Origin of the sequence: Rhizobium sp. RAF56 (assembly GCF_052113965.1) — a bacterium.
Taxonomy (GTDB): Bacteria; Pseudomonadota; Alphaproteobacteria; order Rhizobiales; family Rhizobiaceae; genus Rhizobium.
Window position 1 is genome coordinate 15,283 of record NZ_JBFRDU010000045.1, and the last position, 20,652, is coordinate 35,934.

Consider the following 20,652-nt stretch of genomic DNA (forward strand, 5'->3'; position numbering starts at 1 on the left):
CTCCGAAGTTCAGCGCGATGCAGGGTTGTTGGGGGAAGTGAATCCGCGATGGAGAGGCTGCTGCAGGCTACACCCCAAATGAGCCTGGATGAAAAATTCGATGATTGTTCAACCGGCTTTGAGATGAGCGGCGGCGGCGCGTCCAGAGCACTCCGCAGTAGTGCCGACTCATGGAGTTCAGCGGCAGCCGTTCGAAGCTGACCGCGAACGAAGATGAATCGGAACACTCCGTGAGTAAACCCTCTAGGGAGGAACCAAATGGATATCGGAACGCTGGCCTTTGCAACTTCGCGGTGGGATTTGACCGGCGCCTTATCCGGCTCCTTCCCGTCAGGGCTTGACGACGCGCTCTCGGCTACCCTGGCGAGCGGAGACTCGTATGCCTATGTCGGGCCGTTGTTTTCCGGCGGAAACATCGAAGCCATCAAGATCGATGGACAGCCTCCAGCCTCTGTCCCGCCCACCGTCGATTTCCAACCATCGGCGCCGCTGGCGTTGGCCGCGCTTTGCGTGCGGGGAACCGATGGGATCAGGCTCTTCCTGCCGTCTCAGCCAGGTGCGCTGGCTGGCAAATGGGCGGATGTTCCTCGAACTTCAGAATTTCAAGCCATGGCGGCATCCGATCGCGACCGGCAACGAACCATTTGGATTAACGCCCTCGCCAAGGTGCCGCGCGCTAAATGGCCTCCCGGCATTAACCTGTCGAACAAGGTCCTGGCTGCCGTCTCGGTTCCTGCCTTGCGGATGCTGCTTGCCTACTTGGCATCGTTCGTCTGCCCGGTGACGGGGGTAGACCAACCCGGGAAGAAGTATCTCGGCGGCCAGACACATGGCCTCACGCTGCCCCTCCTGCACTATCCGGTATCGGAGCCCGACTGCTACATCCATGTCATCGCGGGCCGGGAAGGCCTGCTCGAATCCATCAACGCTTATGATCTCGGGGCTGGCATCAGCCTTGGCTCGATTCAGTTCAACGTGAATCGCGCCGCGATCTTCAAGTTTCTCGAAGGCTTCAATGGAGAAGATCCAGACCTATTTGCAACCTGCTTTGCCAGCTTCGGCTGGGTGCCCAAGCAGGTGACGGTCGGAAGCGGCACGTTCTTTGCCCTGGACGCGATCGACGGCTCTGGGCAGTCGGTCGAATTGGTCGGCCGGGATTCGGATAATCCGCGCAACTGTGGTTACTTCCAGTCGGCTGTCCCCGGCAAGGACAGCTTCAATCAGATCGATCCGGATTTTCGCAAGAAGCTAGCAGGTTCGTTACGGGATGCGGTCCTCTGGCCGCATGTTCAGGAGCAGATAATGAGCGTTTCGGCGCAATGGCTGCGGCCAGGCCTCGAAAGCATCGAAGCCGCAGGTATTCCTCCCGTCGATCCGATGAGGCCGGATCGCGATACATTCATTCTCAAGTCGCTACTCCTGTCGGCCTACGTCCGGTATTCGGCCTGCCTTTCCCCGCTGCTCCGCGCGCTAAAGCCCTATGGCGCACCTTCCGCCAAACTGGCAGCGCTCGACCGCGTTCTGGTGGCGGCCGACACCAGGCCGAGTTGCGATCAGAGCAGACGTTCCAAACTTGCCACAAGGCTTGACGCGCAAAAGTCCGACGCGATCGCCGCATGGGAAGTTCTCGACCGACTGGCCGGGCCCAGTAATGCCTTCCCTGCAGGGGTCGCTGCCAGCGTTCTGGCAATTCAAACCGAGACCGATGATCATAGCTGCGAGCACGACCACACGCTTGGTCCGGCCCACCGTCTGTTCTGGCACATGCAAACAACGTTGACCGCCACGCACCCAGGCGATGTCCGTCAACGGTTCAGGGTGCTACTGGAGAAAGCGGCCGAGCAAACGGCGAGGCGAAAAACTGCGAAATCTGGTTCTGCGGCGAACAAGCGAAGCAAGACCATTCTCCCCGGCGACATTATCGTCAGGGTCACGAAATCGGGTCGGCGCAAGCTAGCTCTCGTCGATGTCGTTCTGGGCGACGAACTGCATGTTTTCAGTATCGAAGGTACGCACAAGACGTGGCGCCAAAAGGGCCGCCGGCCCCTTGATCATGGTTTGTTTGTCTTGACACCCAGCAAAGCCGTCTTGAAGAAGATGGCGGCGCTGGAGAGCGAACTGGTCTTCGCCGATTCGACCGTTGCGGTCCCACCCTTCTCAGGCGATGAGCGGCGCGTCGTGATGCCTCTTCTGACGCTGAACGACAATGGCGCAGCGCTCTTTTGGAACCAGCAAAAGCATCCGAGCGCGTCGGGCGTCAGCCTCGCCGGCATATCGTTCGCGTTGGGACCGTATGTCGACTTCGCTGCCGTGAAGGCTGCGTTCGAGGGCGCCAACGGCGCTGGATCGGCGACTGACGAGAGGGTGCTCGTCGAGGCGATTCACCAGTTTCAAAGCAAAGTGTATGCCGACCCTGGGCATCGCGATGGGTGCTGCGGTGAGTCAACCCTCGACAATTTGGGACTATACCTTGGTCGGCCGGGCCTGAATCAGGTCGACATCGCCAATCCGACGGCACAAACTCGTCTCAACCAGATCAACAAGAAGCTTTCTGGCCTAGCCGACAATCCTGTCCCCCCAGCGACCTTGAACGCGGCGAACTGGTTCCTGCACATGACCGCGCCGACCTTCCTGGGGCAAACGTTCCGAAACGGCATCCACGCTGTCTTGCTGCGCCGCTTGAGGGCCGCCGAGCGGCACCTGCTTGGGTTGCCGGCTTACAGCGGCATGACCCCGGTGAAGCTCGGATTGGCGCTAGGCATCGCAGAATTCCACCGCGGAGCCAGACCGACTGCGACCACGCACAGCATGCACACCTTCGGATTGGCAACGGACATAAACTATACGGGCAATCCTTGGATCGAGGGCAGCGAGATAGTGAACGTGATGCAAAGGGCACGGTTATTGGTGTCTGGGCAAATCCTGGACGGCGGCACCACTGCGGCCGTCCTGTTGCATGCAAAGCTGGCCAACAGGCCTACCAGCGAAATCTATGACCAACTCTGGAGCCTCGACCGCGATTTCCGAGCCTATCTTGCGCTGCGAAACGATGCGACTGAACTTGACCAGTTGCTCGATGAGCGCCGCCAGGATGGCACGCCGGGTATTTTCAACCCCGGCGAAACGAACGCTCATGCAGCAGACCGATGGCACAGCGCCATCGCTGCCGATTTAGCCAATTTGAATGGAAACGATGGCTTTGTGGATCGCGATCCACGCAACGGCTTCCTGAACCTGGCGAAGGATCTGGTGATTGCGTTGCGCGACTTTGGCTGCCTAGCCTGGGGAGCCTCGGATTTTGGCCCAAGCGCCAGCGGGGACATCATGCATTTCGATTGCCGCAACACAGGGCTTGGCAGGATCATCAACCTAGGCTTCGTCCCACCAGAACGAAGATGCTTTTGAACACGGCTTTCATTGGGAGGACTTCTTGCATTGACCTGCCACTGCGAATTTCCTCCAGAATGGATTAGAGTCCGGCCCACTAAAGGACGAACGCATGAAGAAGCAGCGATTTACGGAAGAGCAGATTATTGCGGTGTTGAAGGAGCAGGAAGCTGGCGCGAAGGCGGCCGACCTTTGCCGCAAGCACGGAATTTCAGAAGCAACGTTTTACAACTGGAAAGCCAAATATGGCGGCATGGAGTCTCCGAGGCGAAGCGACTGAAGGCGCTTGAGGACGAGAACGCCAGACTGAAGAAGTTGCTTGCCGAACAGATGCTGGATGCAGCCGCGCTCCGCGAGCTTCTCCAAAAAAAATGGTAGGGCCTGCCGCCAAGCGTGAAGCCGTCACGCACCTGAAGAGCGTCATGGGGCTTTCGGAACGGCGGGCCTGCCAGATCATATCTGCCGATCGCAAGACGATCCGTTACCAGTCGAACCGACCGCCGGAGACCGAGTTGCGAGCGAGGCTGCGCAAGTTGGCTAATGAGCGACGGCGTTTCGGCTACCGTCGACTGTTCGTCCTGCTTCGGCGGGAGGGAGAGCCGTCCGGCGTCAATCGCATCTATCGGCTGTATCGGGAGGAAGGGCTTTCAGTACGCAAGCGGAAGGCCCGACGCCGTGCCGTCGGCACGCGTGCTCCGATCCTGGTTGAAGCGAAGGCCAATGCCCGCTGGTCGCTAGATTCGTTCACGACCAGTTCGCCTGCGGACGGAGGTTTCGCGTGCTCAACATCGTCGATGATGTGACGCGTGAATGCCTGGCAGCAATTCCGGACACCTCAATCTCCGGCCGCCGTGTCGCACGCGAGCTGACGACGCTGATCGAACGACGCGGCAGGCCCGGAATGATTGTCTCCGATAACGGCACCGAACTCACCTCGAATGCCATTCTGGCTTGGTCGAAGGATCACAAGGTCGAGTGGCATTACATCGCGCCGGGAAAGCCCATGCAGAACGGCTATGTCGAGAGCTTCAACGGGCGTATGCGCGATGAGCTACTCAACGAAAGCCTGTTCTTCGGTCTCGAACACGCCCGGAGCGCTATCGCAGAATGGGCGGACGATTATAACCATTTCCGGCCGCACTCACCCCTCGGATATCAGACCCCGGCAGGCTATGCTGGGTCCATCGCCGCAACCGGCTCCAACGCTACGCAAAACGAAAGCTGCGCGTTTCCGCCGGTTGCTCACACCGCGCCACTTGGCGTATTCAAAACCGCCGGGGCTCTAATCGCCGCTGGATGAAAGTTCAGTGGCAGGTCAATAACTCCAAAAACGCACCAATTTTGTCGATTTTGGAACTTCGAGACAGGTGTCTCGAATGTAAGTCCCGTGATTATAGGCTGCGTGAAGCAACGGAGATCGTCTCCAATTACCTCGATCAAAAGCCGGAAAAGCGTAACGAACCTGGCTATGTTCTCGTCCGTCGTGCCCTCGCCGAAATTCCCCTGTGAGTGAGATGCCCTAGTGCCTTAGAAGGCATTAAGTCTGTGTGAAAATTGGTAGGCACGCCAGATTTAGGTTCTACCGGATCACGCTTCCCGCAATGCATTTTGAACGATAGAAACAACGGTGTCGCCCGGCATTCGGCCGGTGGTTGGCAATCGTTCGGCTAAAGTTAGCACCGCCCGCCACACGTCGGTCTCATCCATCACGGTGCACGCTTCTTTGGACCGCTCCACGAAAAGTGCTCTTGCCTCTGGTTCGTTCAAGCCGATCCTTTGCCAAGTCTCAATGGCTTTCTGACGATCATCGCTGCACCCGTCGTCATGCCAAACCAAGTCGAATGAGACGCTTGTAAATTTTGCTTGTGCCGCTGCTCCGGCAGTAATCTCAAAAAGCCGCACGCTCGCCCATTCCAATGGATTGATGCCCATGAAGGAAAATAGCTTGCGCCATTCTTCCACCGTCGGCCAGACGCCTTCCCTAATGCCTTCGCGCTCCCCAAATTCCTTAAGGCCGGGCATGTTCAGCGGCAGCTCGAACACGGAGCAGTGTGGAGTGCCACAATCCATTTCTATCCAACGGATAGCGTTCTCATTGGTAATGCCTACGCGGCCTATCGACAGAACGCGGGCAACGGCATGACCGGACTCATGGACGGCAATAACTCTCCTTGCGTCCCCACCGAAGTTCATTTGCTCTCTTCCAATGACCAGATCGCTGTACACTAAAAATTTCGATCCCTAAGATCATTCCGCGGCTTCAGCCTTCGCCGCACTCTTCAAAACATTCTGCACCGTCGCCACGCTGAAACCGACGCTCTTTGCGATCGATCGGAATGTTTCGCCAGACGCCCGCCGCGCCTCGATACCCCTGGCGATTTCATCCGTAACCGACTTCGGACGCCCGCCTGTCCGGCCCTCCGCCTTCGCCCGCGCAATCCCTTCCATCTGCCGTTCGCGCCGGATCGCCGTTTCGAACTCCGCAATGAGAGCGAGAATGCCCATCACTAGCTTACCCGTTCGGCTTGTCGTATCAACGGCCGCATCGTCCAGCACCTTGAACGCCACACCCTTGCCCTCCAGCATGTGCACGATCGCGTAAAGGTCCGCAGCCGATCGCGCCAGGCGGTCCAGCTTTGTCACCAGCAGCGTGTCGCCCTCGCGTGCATAGTCGAGGCAGCTTTTCAGCTCTTCGCGCTCACGGTCCACGCCAGACCGCTTTTCCTGGAAGATTTTCGTCGCGCCGGCCGCGTTCAGCCGCTCGACCTGCCCCGCGTGATCCTGGCCGACGCTCGACACACGTGCATATCCGATGATCGCCATTTTACGTACACTTTCCTCTAGAACTATTATCATACATAATTAATATACGCAAAGCATACATGCAATAGCCAATGTGCTAGAAAGTATACTTTTCTGTACGGTAGCCGCTTTTGGTATCGGCCTCTATGTCAACAATGCGCAAAGAGAGAGCATCCAGATTGACTAAGATGAGTGACCGCTTGGGGGCCGATGGCCGACTGCTGCTGGGACGCCCGACACGAAAAGCGGACGTCAGAGTTCTTGCCACGAAGGTCTGAGATCGTGAAGAGTTTCGGGCGCCGGCAGGCGTACGAAAGTCCCCGAGGAAGGAACCCGCGGGCCACGGTCGGAGGCTATGGGGATTTCAGATTTCCGCCAGTGACGTTGGTGGCGCGAGCGCCATCAGGAAGCGGCAGGTGGATGGGGACAGACGATTTTGTTGTGCCTTTGCGTCGTGTTGTTGGCACGTCGCGCGGCGGGACGCGCCTCCTTTAATGTCGATCATCAGCATAGACTCGTGTGGGTTCGTTGCCTGAGGCTGAGTGCCCGCGGCCGGAGGCCCGATCATGCCATGCGGGGTCATGGGGTGGTCTCCCGGTTCGGTGTGGTTTTGTCCGGCGGTCCACGCGGCTGCCTCCACCGTTCGAACATCTCGATGATAATCATGCGTCCGCCGCAGCAGGGGCATGGCGGGCGGAAGTCGTCCGGTTCGCCTGGTGTGTCGTCATCGGCTGGTGCGGCGACGTCCAGGAGTTCGCGGGCGAGCGCCAGATTGGCCTTGCGGGCGGAGCCGACGAGCAGGCCGTAGTGCCGGATGCGATGGAAGCCGCGCGGCAACACATGGAGCAGGAAGCGGCGGATGAACTCATCGACCGCGAGCGTCATGATCTGCTGCCGGTCCGCGCAGTCGCGGCGATAGTCCTTGTAGCGGAAGGTGATGCTGTCCTTGTCGAAGCGGATGAGGCGGCTGTTGGAGATCGCGACCCGATGGGTGTAGCGCGACAGATAGGCAAGAACCGCCTCAGGACCCGCGAACGGCGCCTTCGCATAGACCACCCAGCGCTTCTTTCGGACCGGCGATAGATGCCGCAAGAATGCCCGCCGCTCGGCGAGATGAGCAAGTGCGCCAAAAAAGCTGAACCGCCCGGCGTCGTGCAGAGCAACCAGCCGGGTTAGGAATAGTCGTCGAAACAGTTTGCTGAGTACGCGTACCGGAAGCAGGAAGGCCGGGCGCGATGATATCCATCGACTTCCGTCTGGCGTGATGCCGCCGCCCGGAACGATCATGTGCACATGCGGATGGTGCGTCATCGCCGATCCCCATGTGTGGAGCACGGCGGTGATGCCGATGCGCGCGCCGAGGTGCTTGCGATCGGCCGCGATGGTCAGCATCGTCTCCGACGCCGCCTTGAACAGCAGGTTATAGACGAGCGCCTTGTTCTGGAACGCTATGTCGGCGGTCTCGGCCGGCAGGGTGAACACGACATGGAAGTAGCCTACTGGAAGCAGATCAGCCTCGCGTTCGGCAAGCCATGTCCGTGAGGCTGCGCCCTGGCACTCACATGAGGAGTTTGAGGTCAAGACAGCATTGAGGTGACATTCCCCTTTCCTGTTTACCTGGATCCATGGTCTGAGCCCGATAAGGATACCGGCTCGTTTCCGAACCTGTACAAACTCACATCCGGTCGCCGATCGGAACGGCTGCACCAATATCCCGCTTTCGACGGGCAAGGGCTCAGGAGAACGGGACCATTCTTCGGGATCGGCTGTTGAAGCCAAAGTGCCAGTCGGTCCGTTCACCCGGATCCGTCAAGACTGATCAGGTCCTGAGGATTGGTAGAATTGGGTGCAGATAGCGTCAGGCAGCCTTCATGACCACGCCTTCGATGACGATGCCTGTCGTAACATACTTCCAGAGCGCGACGAGGAGTTTGCGGGCGAGCGCCACGATCGCTGCCTTCTTGAGCCGCCCGCCATTACGCGCGACCCGTTCGTGAAACCAGCGGGTAAGCATCGAACCTGGTTGGTGACGCAGCCATAGCCAAGCAAGCTGGACCATCGTCGTTCGCAGCCGCGGATTGCCCGCTTTTGAGACACCCTGCTCACGATCAATAGTACCGCTCTGCCATGGCGATGGAGCGAGACCCGCATAAGCGGCGACCTGCCTTCGATTGTCGAAATGTCGGAACAGGCCTTCCGAATCCAGGATCACCGCAAACTCCGGACCGATTCCCTTGATGCCCGCCAGTAGGGCCAAGGGCGCGAGGGTGTCTGTCGCCGCCGAGGCCACCAAGGCATCTCGCTCAACTTCCACAGCCTTGATCTGTTCGAGCAGCAACTCGAGACGATCAAGTTCGCGGCAAATCTGCGCCCTGATATAGCTGGAGAGAATGCGGCCATCTCCCGTCTGAAGCTGTTCCAGGCGCCTGCGGCGATCACGATGCATGGGTTCGTAGCCTTGAATGCCTTGGCTCAAGAGCAGTCCTTTGATGCGGTTGACGTGGAGAACCCGCTCGGCGACCAGCGCTTTACGCTCTCGGCAAATCCGGCGGCGATCCTCTTCTTCGGGCGTTGGCACCCTGACCATCGAGCAAACCCGTGGCTCTCCGCGTTTGTATGCCATCAACGTGCGGATCAGCGCCTCGCCATCAATTCGATCAGTCTTTGCCCGTCGGTGTCGGCGCGACACCGCAATCGAGGCGGCATCACAACGTGACTCTCGATCCAGGCTTCACGATCGAGAACCCGGTGGATCCAGAACCCGTCAAGCCCTGCTTCCTGGATGGCCACCAGAGGATAGAGCTTCCCCAGTCGTGCTTGTGCCTTCCTCCGCAAATCAGTGAAGACGGTGAGAAGGCCAGCGATATCACCGCCCACGATCGAATGGCGGGACATCTTGTCGCTTCCCGGAGTGAGCGACGTCACCAGCCAGGTCGATTTACTCAGTTCCAACGAAACGAAAATTGCGCCAAGATCGACACGGAAAGCGGTTGGCGTCTCAGGTTGGACGGATAGATTCTCCAAGATCATCTCCTGTTGAGCGAGTGCTTCGATGCAGCCTCACTGTGCCAGAGCGGCGGCCGCTGTTCACTCCTCATGGGATCTTTGGGCAATGCCGATTGCGGCAGGAGTTGTAGGCGATCCGCCACTGGCCGCAGTCCTCGCAGGCCTCGACGTGACCGCCGAGGGCAGCAGTGCGGCAGTTCTCGACCGCCGACATCACCTTCAGTTGCGGCAAGCTCAGATGTCCTGCATGCGCGCGCCGGTACGCCGCCCCGGCAGCACGGAAGATGTCGGCGACCTCGACAGAGGCGCGCACGGCTCAGCCGTCGGGCGATATCTCTGCCGGCTTGAACAGGCCGAGCTTGTCGAGCGGGCTTGTCACGGTTCGCACCGTACGGGTCGCGACCTTGGTATAGAAAGCGGTGTTGTTCAGCTTGGCGTGCCCGAGCAGGACCTGGATGATCCGAATATCCGTGCCGTCCTCCAGCAGGTGGGTGGCGAAGCTGTGGCGCAGCGTATGCGGCCCCACCCGCTTGGCGATGTCGGCGGCCTGGGCCGCCTCAACGACGATCCGATAGAGCTGCCGCGTGCTGATCGGCTTCATTGCGTGTTGGCCAGGGAATAACCAGCCGTCGCGATACATCACACCCTGCTGCCGCCCCACCTTCCACCACTGGCGCAGCAGGGTGAGCAGGTCCTCCGAAAGCATAGCATTGCGATAGCGCCCGCCTTTGCCACGTTCGACGCGCAGTAGCATCCGCTCGCTGTCGACGTCGGCGACCTTCAGCATGGAGACCTCCGCAACACGTAGGCCGGCGCCATAGGCGACCGACAATGCCGCCTGATGCTTGAGGCAGGTGGTGGCATTGAGCAACCGGGCAACCTCGTCGCGGCTCAGCACCACGGGCAGGTTGCGCGGGTGCGCCAGCCGGACGAGCCTGCGCGCAGGTCCGGGCGGTCGAGGGTCTGGGTGAAGAAGAACCGTAGCGCCGACACGATGCTGTTCATCGTCGGAACGGGAACGCCATCCTCCTGCTGCTCGATCTGGAACCGGCGCAGGTCGTCGGCGGTCGCCGTGTCTGGTGAACGCCCGAGGAAGGTCGCCAGGCGTCCGATGTCGCGGAGATAGTTGCGTTGCGTTTCGCGTGAGAAACGACGCATGTTCATGTCGTCGATCAGCCGCTGGCGCAGCGGGCTGATCGGCGTGTCGAGATGGGGGTGCTGCATGGTCAGGTTCCTTGTTGAAGAAGCCCGTCATGCTCTGCCGTTGCCGGACGACGCTCAATGCAGGCGCAACCTCCGGCCTGTGGCCTCTACCTCAACCGCAGGCGCCCTCCCGCGCAGCGGGTTCGTTCGTCGGCCCCAAACCAGTCATCAGTGGCGGCATTTGCCAGAAGTATACGGTTCTAGTCGCTGGATAGGTCTCGCGATGATCTACACCTTGCTGATGTGTCGATGACCGTAGCCGAGCGGAAGTGACAATGCGTCAGCGGGGACGTTGTATACTTTTGCTCTATGCTGAGGCCATGACGAGTTCCATTCGTGCCACCTGCATAACGCCCCTGGTCGCATTCGATGCATCGATGGCTAGATTCGGAAAGCGTATCCGCTTTGCAGGTCGAGCAGTGATCAGGCTCGATGTCCGCCGCAGCTCTACGATGCGACCGGCGGATCGCCCCAGACCTCGATCCAATCGGACACGGATGACCGTCGCTCTCTCAACTGTTCGGCGACTTCCGGATACCGCTCGCCCACGGCCTGGACCAGCAACGCAAGGAGACAATCGAGGCGGTCATGTTTCTCCTGGCTGTCCACGATTTGGAAGAGGCGGCGTTCTCTTTCAATCTCATCCTTGAGCACATCCAACAGTTCAGGGCCGTGCCCGTGCGCCATGGGGCGCAGGAACGTCATGAGCAAATCGTTCGAGGCCCCGTTTTCATCTGTTTCGTTAACCCTTACAAAGGCGTCCGCGGCCAGCGAGAGCCCCACGGGACCGCGCAGCATTTCCGTCCAGATTTGAAGACGCAGCTCCGACCCATCGGAATCGGGGCTGGCGAAGTAGATGAGGCGGCGACGGGTTTCCAGCGACGGGGCAGCCGCCACGCGCAATCCAAAGGCGATCCAAGGCGAATAAAATGCCGATTCCCGTGCCTTATATAGTCGCTGTTCCGCTAGGTCGGCCAGTTCCTTGTGCAAGCCAGGTTTCGCTTCGAACATTTTCATCGCCAGTCCGAGTATGCCAGCCTCTACACGGCTGTCACCAATACACCAGCGCATTTGTTTTATGGCAAACTCATCGCTTCGTTCGTTAATCACATCGAGAAACTCGGTCGCTCTTGCCGCGGGGACCGGATAGAGGTCGGTGTCGGCGGACCTGACGCGGACCATGGCCGCGAGTTCATCCCAGGCGGTAAGGTCGTCCGGTTCGGCAACCCGGATGAGGAGGGCCGCCATTTTGCGGGTTTCAGGCGTCCCGTCCCGCATCACCATACGCAGCCGTTCCAGGAGAGCGATCGGACCGAACCCGGCGCCCAAGCTTCTCAGGGAAGGGCCGATCACCAAATCCATGACGGCCACCGCGCGTGACGTCGATAGAGACGCCGCGGCGCACTCGATCGCCTGCGTGGGGTGCGCGCTCGAGATGAAGTACAACAACCGACGGCACTCATCGAAATTGGTTTGCTCGAGCAGAAGCGAAAACAGGTCGTTGAAGCAGGCCAAAGCGTTGAGTCTCAGAAGAGACATCACCACGTCTCCGACCGTTGCCTCCCCCCCGTCTTGCAAACGGCGACCGTCTCCGAGCCGTGGCAAGGCGAGCCGGGCGAATTCACCTGGATGATCGATGGCCAGCGCGAGAAGCGCGCCGGCGACGCTGGTCTGCGGATGCGCGGCGCTGGACATCAGCCTTGTCTTGCCGCCGCGATCGAAGATGTCCTTATCGCGCAAACCGAAATCGGAGCAGAGGGCAAGCAGTTCGATTAGAAATTTGAATCTTAGGTTCAGCGAAATGTCGAGTTCCATGATCGCAGGAACCAGGTGACGCTCGGAAAAGAGATGGACGTCCGACTTCGCCAACTCGAGAACTGCATCCAGAAAATGCTGGACCATTCTCTCCGAGACGGCGGCGAACCGCGAGGGCATGTCGGATGTCAGGGTGGCAAAGATAGTGCCGATCGCTCCAAATGACCGGCCATAGAGCAAATCCACGTCGGCGGCGTCGGATTTTCGGAATTCGGCAAAGGCGAGGACAAAGGCCTGAGCGTGCGTTGAGACCAGGTCATCGTTATCTTCGGCCGCGGCTCTCGCCAAGCCGGCCAGCACACTCGTGGCCATCCGTCCGTCGGCAATGGCTTGCACCCAGAGCATAGTCAAGCTCGCAAGGTCGCGCGGCAGGGGCGGACGCAGTACTTCGGTCATTTCGTCGAACGCGAAGCGCACCGTCTCGCGATCACTCGTTCGAAACACGCCTCCCTGGATGAGGTTGTCTACGAACTGCGATCCTCCCAGCTCATTGGCGGCCACGGTCCACGGAATGGTTTCCTCTTCCGGGCCGATCCGCGCGACCATACGCCCGCAGGCCCTCAAATGCGCATCCGGATTCTGAACGCCCGGCGTCAACTTGATGAGCAGTAGGACGAAGGCCTCTATGGCCGAGAAGCGCCCCGTCCTGGTAGAATCGGAGGATGCCCCCAAGCGCGACAGAATCCTGAACATCAACGGATGACGCCCAAGTTCCGAGGGGAGGTTCGTTCCGACCTTATAAAGGCCCGCGGCCACGGCAGCTTCCGCGGGCGTGAAATAGCCGAGGTCATGGACCTCCGGCGCCGCGGACGACACGTCGAGCGCGCGCCAGAAGTCGGTGCGGCAGGATAGGATCAATTTGATGTTGCAAGCTTGCGCTTCGCTGATCGCTTCGGCGACCCAGCGTTCGACCTTGGAGAGGTCGTCGGAAATCTCATTGATCCCATCCACGAAGACGATCAGCGGCTCCTTCTCCGCTGCCAAGGTCCGCGATATGAGGTCGATCGTTTCGCCTTCATCGGCCTTCGGCGCGCCGTTCAACAGGTCCTGAAGGGAACGCATGAAGCCAATCCTAACATCGGAGACTTGCAGCGCCTCCAGGAACAGGGATCGTCCAGAAAGGGCCGCGGCCGCAGCCGCCATGGCCGAGGTCTTCCCGGAATTCGGCCCGGAGGCGACCACGAGGGTCGAACGGCTGGAAACCAGGAAGCTGGCGAGCGCGCGCGTCAGGTGTTCGCGCGGCACGATGCGTTCCGCGTCGTATCTCTGCTGCTTCTTGAGGCGAAGAAGTAGGTCTTCGACCTGGCGGCGGCACAGGTCCTTCGCGCGCAACAGATTCATTGCCCACCCCGAGTGCATGAGGCTTGATCGATTGGCCTTGGCGGCGACCGCGAACGCCGGAAATGGATTCTTGGTAGTGTCCAGCGTCCAGAGGGGCAGCGCCATGGCCCTGTCGTCGAAGTCCGGCCCGCCGACAATCATCCCCACGACTACGCCCGCGGTCGCATCGACGACCGGGCTGCCGCTCATTCCGGGCGCGGCCGGATCACCGCCGAGCGCCAATCCCTCGGCCAGCTTGTAGTTGCCATAGGTGAAGCTCTTCAAGTCGCGAGATTCAACATCGATCCTGACACGATCCTGCTTCGGGTCACCTCCAGGAAAGCCGTAGGCCACCAAAGTTCCAAAGGAGGACGTTCGGTTGGCACTGATTGGCAAGACCGTGGTCGCGTCCTCGGCAAATCGCAGGATCGACGCATCCGCCTCCATCGGGCTGGTGGCGGAACACGTGTCAACCACGGTCCGGCACCATTCCACGCCGTCACGATCCGTCCCTCGAAGCTCCATGAGGCCCGATCCGGCTGCACTGGTGCAATGGTGACAGGTGAGCGCGAGTCGCGGCCCGACGACGAATGCTGTGCCCACCGGCTTTCCATCGGCCCAGATGCGGGCGACGGCTGGCCCCCATTCGGGAGTCAGGCTGATATTGTCAGCCATTGGGCTGGCCGGTCGAAGCGTCGCCCGCGGTCTTGATCGTGAATTTGACCTCGATCGACGCCATCGCGCTGGCTTCCGCGACGACGAACTTGCCTTTCGCGTTGAGGTTCAAACCGACCTTGACCTCGATGCCCTCCGCCTTCATCGCGGCGAGCTGTTCATCGGCGCATTCACCGATGTATCGAATCATCTCCAATGCGCCAGCGAATGTATCGGAGGCCCGCTCGAGAATGTCATCCTGCACGCTCCATGCCTTCGGGTCAGCCCCGGCGTTCGAGGACGAAAATATGACGACCGCCTTCGTATTCGGTGCGATCTCGACAAGAAACTCCTTGGCCACGGCTCACCCTTTTCCAGTGCGCGTGAAGTTGATTGGTGGAAATTCTCGTTTATGGATTAAAGTTGTTGTGCACTCAACTCCTACCACACTGCTGTTCACGTCGCTATCTCCGCTGCGCGTGGATTTTAGAGTGAGACTGTGGACGGGTGGCGCCGCGCCGGTCAGTAGCTTGGAGGCCCCTCTCGGCGCCGGCTGTGAATGTCCTCGAACTTCTCGTATGATCAGACCTCGACTAGAACCTGATCCGGCCGGTATCGCTCTGCATCGGGCGCAGTTTGGGAGCTTTCTGCCTCTTCATGTCAGAGAGAACCTGGCGCCGTCGGAAGCAAGTGTCGTCGTTTTGAATGAAAAGAGCTTCTGGCCGTCATATGTCGGGCGAATCCTTTGCGAGCCAGGATTCAAGCCCATCAGAAGGATTCCTCCTGGTGCACACATGGGTCCTCGCCAATCCACTGGGATGCCTGCTTTCGGGAATGCCGCCCAAGTGGACCCTTTGACCGAAAATGCGGGCGCGAAGCGGAAATCATTTCCGGTAGGGGGTCGTTAAACGACCGTCTGGTTTCAGGACTGACGCTAAGAAGCTGACATTGCGATTGCCGAACTCAACTCGTACGATAGGCCTCCTATCCCCTGTTCTCGGTAGATGCCGATTGCCCCAGCCGTGGAGTCAAAGTAGCGTTGATCGGCCAGACAGCATCCGCGTTGTTTGACGCAGAACGAAACGCCTTTATGTCCCACTTCAGGAGGTCTGGTACACAGGCATCGCGGATCGACTTCCGCTTCCTGTCACCCCATTCGTAAGGTCGAGCCGCCTTTGCATATCGTCCCTCACCATGTAGTTCGCGGAAAATTGGACGTGACGCAAATCCTTCAGGCCTAGTCGGGTCGTCAGATGCCCATCGCGTGTCCCAGCAGATCATTGTCGTTGTTCTTACCTTATTTGCGAGGACATAGTGATAGTGGATGCCGAACTGGTCGTTGTCGCGATGAAGCAAATCCTTGTCGCCATGGATGGTCAAAAAAGCGAAGACAGATAGCGACACTCGAACGCGGGTAGGCACTTCTTGTAAAGGGATAAGAGAGCCGCGGAAAATTTTACGGGAAGCAAACACCTCTATCTCGGTCCCCAGCGACCACGGTTCCCCAGTTCGGAACCTGCGAACCAAATCCTTATCGATGCTGTCCTCGTATCCGGCTTCTGAAAGTAAAGCGTTGAGTTCGCCCCCCATTTCGGAAAGTTGCGGCCCTGTTTGAGACCGCTCAAGGGGTTTGGCGTCCAGATCGCGCGTCCGCCACCATTCCTCGCGTTCTGTGTATGCCCATACACGCTCAAAGCTGTCGTCTCGCGTGTCCACAATTAGAGTTCGCATCCGGTTCGCCAGAGCGACTGCAAGCCCCAGATCGCCATTGCTGTTCCCATCCATGAGGCTGCCCCCTCATCTTAACTATCATTACGCAGACATCGGTCACGGACCGCCAGTCAAGCCTCCTTGCCGCTGTTTTCGCGAGCTCGCTGAGCCGAATGGCGTACTTCCGCTACAGCGACCAAATGACCTGTTTGCGGATATAAAATACTATGCTGTGTTTGACTGGCCTTTATTCACCTTGCGCTTTCTTCGCCGCGTTGTTGCCTGCCGCCCACGTCCGATAGACTAGATTGTCGTCGGCGAGAAAGAACTCACCACCTAAGACCTCTGCGCCATCTTCCACGAGGCGCTTCTTCATCGCGTCTTCGCCGGCGATTGCAATTCCTGCATTGGCATATGGAGCATTATCCGGCTGAGGGCTGGGCCTGAACACCTCCCAGTTGAAGCTTCCTCTGGGATAGGCGCCTTGGATCTGATCGCGCCGCGTCCGTGGGCTCTTTGAGAAGCCAACCTTGATGATGTGTTGGTCTTCGACGCTGTCGGGGGCTCGCCCTAGAAAGTTTGCGACGTTGCCCGTGAGGCGGAGGATGTAAAGATGCTTTGGACCGTCCGTCTCCCCCACCCAGTAAGGACGGGAAGCTGGGCTGACGGCGCGGCTCGGACTGAGAGCAGATTCGAGCGTTTGAATTGTTGGATCCACAGGCTCCATCCTCCCATAGACCGGCACTTCGTAGACATCTAATTCAAAGAGTTTCGCCGCCTCATCGGCCGGGATGGGAACGCCGCTGGCTCCGATGAATTCGGGATGGGAGCTATTGTATAATTGCGGGAAGAGTTCTTCGACAGGTACATAGTCCTCCGGCACTACACGCCATGCCCTCGTAGCCTTGACGGCATGAAGCCACTTTCCACGGGAGTAGGGATCGCGCTCCTTCTCAGCCCAGCGATCCGCTGAGATGAACTCCCGCGCGTGACCAATCTCATGTGACATCTCGAGCACGCCAACCACCTTACCGCGCATGTTTTCCGGACCCCTGCCCTTGGTCACGTAGATGGCTACCAGTGTCCCTGGCTTGGAGTTGTTTAAGTAACGGGTCCGTCGAGCCTCGTCGGCAAACCCGATGCATCCCCAGTTAGCGGGATCGAAACCCCAGAACGACGTCAGCCATGCTTGCCGACCGTCGAGCAGCGCATCGGCGGACGGCGTGAGTTCTGGCACGGACGTCCAGTCAAAAGCGAATACCTCTTGCTGGGCGGTCTCTACGTCGATGGCACCTAGTGCACCACGGATGTAGGCCATCGCATCGTCCGCCGGATGCCGTTTCCCCTTCTTCACTAAGATCGTCGTCAGCGGGGGCAACCCACGATCTGCCATATAGTGCAGAATAACCTCGAGATTTCCTCCAAGCCCGCGACCCGTGGGATGGTTCCAGCCTACTGCCTCGCCAACCTGCTGGTACGTTGTCCGCCTCTTCTGCAGGGCCTTCCCTGACAAAAAACGGGCGATTTCAAATTGAAATGCATCCATTCGCTATTCTTCTCAAGTGAGTGCTGATGGAATCAAATTCCTCTCAAATGTGCGCAGATTTGCCGATCAATGTCTTCGTTCTTCAACTGTTTTGTGAGATTGCTCGCTTGGGCGTAGAATCCGGGCGCCCCTCCATTTATCTGAATGAATTGAGAGAAGCAAAGCACCTCTCAATCGAGAAGTAAAAGTCCGGAGATTAACACGTTCGCGAAAATTGGACTCGGCGTTATGTCGTGAGAATGGCTCGAAATTTGATGTCGCTACAGGAAAAACAATACCTAACCGAGTTCGCTAGAGAGATATCGCGACTTTACGGTTTCGCCCGGCAGATGAACGAACTGGACTTTGCGGCCTCCCTCGGCGGCGAGTTTCGAGGCATGCAGGACGCCGGCTGGTCTACCCAAATCACGGCCGCAGACGTTCGCCAAGAACTCGGGACGTTGCTGACTAGGGACAGTCAGTTGACGACCGCCGAGTATCGCGTCGTGCTACTGCTTTACTGTCAACTTGCAGAAGCTGGCGGAGTATACGAATCGATTAAGAACGTGATGGGGGTAATTACGGCGGTGCCCTACAACCTTTGGCCGTTCAAGGACCTAGTGCGTGTCCGGAAACAACCTGCAGCAGTCATCGGTCCGAACGCCAACAAGACATTCCGTGACCTTGCTGAAACAGCCAGGGCGATCGGCATGCCTCGCTTGGCGGATTTGTTGGCCAACGCTTTTCGTGATGACATCCGAAATGGTATCGCCCATGCCGACTACGTCATCTGGTCCGACGGGCTGCGCCTCCGTCGTCGAAACGGGGGGAACGTTTATGCAGTGCCGCATGAAGACGTCTTGTCGGCGGTGGTGCGCGGGATCGCATTCTTCGACATCCTGCAGGATCATAATAGGACGGCGATGGGGTTCTACAATCCGCAGAAAGAGATTGTGGGCAAGTTCAGCGGTAATTTTCCAATGCCTTGGACGGTTCACGCGGATCCTGTGAAAGGAACGTTTTCGATAAGCGGGTCGTCGCCCGGACCAGTCACAACGCCCGCCTATCTCCGGCAAGTGGAGATCACCGGCCGGCTCGGCGGCAAGGTGCTGGCCGCGTTCCCGAGGAATGGAAACAGTGACGACGAAAGCACGATCAGTTGGATCGAAGCGGCCGGTTACGATCCACATGTGGTTCCGTTGGAGCCTTCCCAATTTGACGAACTGTTGCATCAGGTCGACTACCACGCTATGCAGGATGATCGCGGAACGAATGAGAACGGGCTCTTGATCGCGAGCCCCTTCGGTTTCCTGCATCTATCTGATGCATCCGCCTTCGATCATTTTCTACCGCCCTCGATTACAGAAGTGTTATTTGACGACGAAGTGGTCTCCAACAAAACTTAGTGCCCCCTGATCTTCCTGCGAAATGACCGCCACGCCGAAGAACGGTCAGGCCCTCCACGACGAGCTAACTGCATAGACAGGGTTCGCGATTGGAAGGGGACGAGCAGTGCATTCAGGAGATGCGCCGCTTGTCCGCCCACAGCCCAATGCAGTCACTCATTCAAGCCGACGCCGTGTTTCCTGTTGGCGCAACTGCGACCCGTGTTTTCACTGCGGAATGTCCGCTTTGCAGCGATAGCGACTGGCGGCTCGATATCTTTTGTGAGGGCGCAAAGCGGTCATGAATGTAGAGATCGCCGGGCGGCAACCTCGGGCCGACAGCGGACGCCGTGGATTCGAGCACCTTCATGATCGCCGTGTTGCGTTCCGTGTCTTCACTAAGCCCCTTAGCCCGTCGCCCTTGTCTTTCTCGATCCCCTGGCGCTGGTGGCGGCGGCGGTCGTAGTAATCTTTCGCGCCAGGGCGGCGAGCATATCGAGCGTCATGGCGTTGAGTGTCCAGCATGCGTCGCTCAATGTCGTCACCTTCAGAAACCGTGACCTGGTTCCAGCTCATCGGCAAAATTAGCGCTACAACTCTCACCCCGACCGTTGAACTTCTGACTTAATGGTTCTCAATCCGGGGGCATTCAGGCGGCTCAAGCGGTCCACTATCTGCCCTCAGCAATCCTGATCGGCAGTTTCAGATCGATCAGGCGTGCCTGCAGCAGTGATAGTGCTAGCTTGCCGCTGGCCTCGACCCAGCGGCTGTTATCGCCAGGATAGCCACCCTCCTGGAACACCAGATGCGCCCCTCCCCGCGCTGACTCGAGGCTCGGACCGAGATTGAGGACGTCGAGGAGGCCATACGCCTTCGCACAAGGACCGCCTTCCAGATCGACCCAATCCAGCCAATAGCGCTCGTCAACGGGATCGTCATAGTCCTCCGGCCAAATGGCATGGTCTTTCCATATGTCACCCGCCTCCTCGTCGGTGGTATGAGGAGTGCCTTCGCTGACGAAGAACTCGCGCCAGGTCGGCGGAGGTGGTGGCTCAAGCTCGTATTTGCCGATCGTCAGAAGCAGACCGTTGCCAGTGTCGTACCATGACAGCGTTTGAAGGACCTCCGCGGGGTTCACCAGCAGGGGCTGGTGCGTCCTGGAAACAAAGGATCGCGCATCCTTGACAAAGGTCGCCGTGAGCAGACCGGCTCCTCCAATCAGAAATCCACGTCGTGAAAGCATGAAAAAACCTCCAGAGTTGACACGCATCTGGAGGGTTTGCGACCTACTGTTGCCCGTTCAGGCCACATCGTCGTGCCACCGTTGCTGGTCAAGGCTGGTTGGCGGGGCCGAAGCCCTCTCTGGATGCAAGCTGAAAAGTAACAAAAGGGCTATGTTCGTGCAAGAATGGCTCTTCCGCCATTCGTTAAAACGCGAGGCGATAATTAATCTTGATGCGACACGAGAGCGAAATCCTTGCAAGGGCCGCTGAACGCATGAATGCTCAGACTGTCCGGGCACGGCGTGTGCGACGAGTTCCCATCGCTGCTTCGAAAGTGGCGGCATGATTGCAGAACACGCCTTCCCCGAAGCGCGTCAAGTAGCTGGCTTTCCGGCTTATGGCGCGAAAACGGCTCGCGCAACCGAGACCTGGCATGGCCCGGTTGCGCAAATTTCGGATTTCAATAAGTCAGGACTGTTGATTTGCGCTGAGAGTTGACCCGGGATTTGCACTGAGAAGTGACCCGCCTTTTAGGTATCGTTCGTGTCGGTCGTCGTGGTCAAGCTTCTCCGTTTCTCCTTTGCCGTTTTGGGTTCATGTGCAGAACTATTTTTGAAGCGGA

General features: G+C 58.8%; 9 protein-coding genes, 5 pseudogenes and 1 riboswitch. Of the genes and pseudogenes, 3 read left to right on the forward strand and 11 right to left on the reverse strand.

Annotated elements, in window-relative coordinates; translation table 11 throughout:
* The first annotated feature begins 258 nt into the window (after positions 1-258).
* Both AB4048_RS25205 and AB4048_RS25210 read left to right on the forward strand, forming a co-directional pair.
* On the forward strand, positions 259-3,405 hold the full coding sequence (locus AB4048_RS25205; RefSeq protein ID WP_442204730.1) for a hypothetical protein: 3,147 nt from the start codon (positions 259-261) through the stop codon (positions 3,403-3,405).
* 94 nt (positions 3,406-3,499) lie between these two features.
* Positions 3,500-4,687: pseudogene (locus tag AB4048_RS25210) on the forward strand (IS3 family transposase).
* A gap of 287 nt (positions 4,688-4,974) precedes the next feature.
* Here AB4048_RS25210 and AB4048_RS25215 read toward each other — a convergent pair.
* From AB4048_RS25215 to AB4048_RS25260, 10 genes and pseudogenes are all read right to left on the reverse strand, one after another.
* Positions 4,975-5,613, reverse strand: coding sequence for a hypothetical protein (locus AB4048_RS25215; protein ID WP_442204731.1), 639 nt, complete (start codon positions 5,611-5,613; stop codon positions 4,975-4,977).
* A 21-nt stretch (positions 5,614-5,634) separates the two neighbouring features.
* Positions 5,635-6,210: a recombinase family protein gene (locus AB4048_RS25220; RefSeq protein ID WP_442204732.1), complete on the reverse strand. Its 576-nt coding sequence runs from the start codon at positions 6,208-6,210 to the stop codon at positions 5,635-5,637.
* 558 nt (positions 6,211-6,768) lie between these two features.
* Positions 6,769-7,761 (reverse strand): annotated as a pseudogene (locus tag AB4048_RS25225) (IS91 family transposase); the annotation flags it as partial.
* Positions 7,762-8,047: 286 nt separating this feature from the next.
* Positions 8,048-9,219, reverse strand: a pseudogene (locus AB4048_RS25230) (IS110 family transposase).
* 73 nt (positions 9,220-9,292) lie between these two features.
* Positions 9,293-9,508 (reverse strand): annotated as a pseudogene (locus AB4048_RS25235) (transposase zinc-binding domain-containing protein); the annotation flags it as partial.
* Between the two features lie 3 nt (positions 9,509-9,511).
* A pseudogene (locus AB4048_RS25240) lies at positions 9,512-10,419 on the reverse strand (tyrosine-type recombinase/integrase).
* A 426-nt stretch (positions 10,420-10,845) separates the two neighbouring features.
* Positions 10,846-14,208, reverse strand: a complete 3,363-nt coding sequence (locus AB4048_RS25245; protein WP_442204733.1) for a trypsin-like peptidase domain-containing protein — start codon at positions 14,206-14,208, stop codon at positions 10,846-10,848.
* On the reverse strand, positions 14,201-14,548 hold the full coding sequence (locus tag AB4048_RS25250) for a CU044_2847 family protein (protein ID WP_442204734.1): 348 nt from the start codon (positions 14,546-14,548) through the stop codon (positions 14,201-14,203). The genes AB4048_RS25245 and AB4048_RS25250 overlap by 8 nt, the downstream gene beginning before the upstream one ends.
* A gap of 623 nt (positions 14,549-15,171) precedes the next feature.
* Positions 15,172-15,972 carry a hypothetical protein gene (locus tag AB4048_RS25255; RefSeq protein WP_442204735.1) on the reverse strand — a complete coding sequence of 267 codons (801 nt, stop codon included), beginning with the start codon at positions 15,970-15,972 and terminating at the stop codon, positions 15,172-15,174.
* A 172-nt stretch (positions 15,973-16,144) separates the two neighbouring features.
* Positions 16,145-17,443: a hypothetical protein gene (locus AB4048_RS25260; RefSeq protein WP_442204736.1), complete on the reverse strand. Its 1,299-nt coding sequence runs from the start codon at positions 17,441-17,443 to the stop codon at positions 16,145-16,147.
* A gap of 254 nt (positions 17,444-17,697) precedes the next feature.
* On the opposite strand from AB4048_RS25260, the gene AB4048_RS25265 reads away from it, so the two are divergent.
* Positions 17,698-18,828 (forward strand): hypothetical protein, encoded by a 1,131-nt coding sequence (locus AB4048_RS25265; protein WP_442204737.1) that lies wholly within the window; start codon positions 17,698-17,700, stop codon positions 18,826-18,828.
* A 649-nt stretch (positions 18,829-19,477) separates the two neighbouring features.
* Here AB4048_RS25265 and AB4048_RS25270 read toward each other — a convergent pair.
* The gene (locus AB4048_RS25270; RefSeq protein ID WP_442204738.1) at positions 19,478-20,050 is read right to left on the reverse strand and encodes a hypothetical protein; all 573 of its coding nucleotides are present in this window, start codon (positions 20,048-20,050) and stop codon (positions 19,478-19,480) included.
* A 35-nt stretch (positions 20,051-20,085) separates the two neighbouring features.
* Positions 20,086-20,182, reverse strand: a riboswitch (SAM-I-IV-variant riboswitch).
* Positions 20,183-20,652 lie beyond the last annotated feature (470 nt).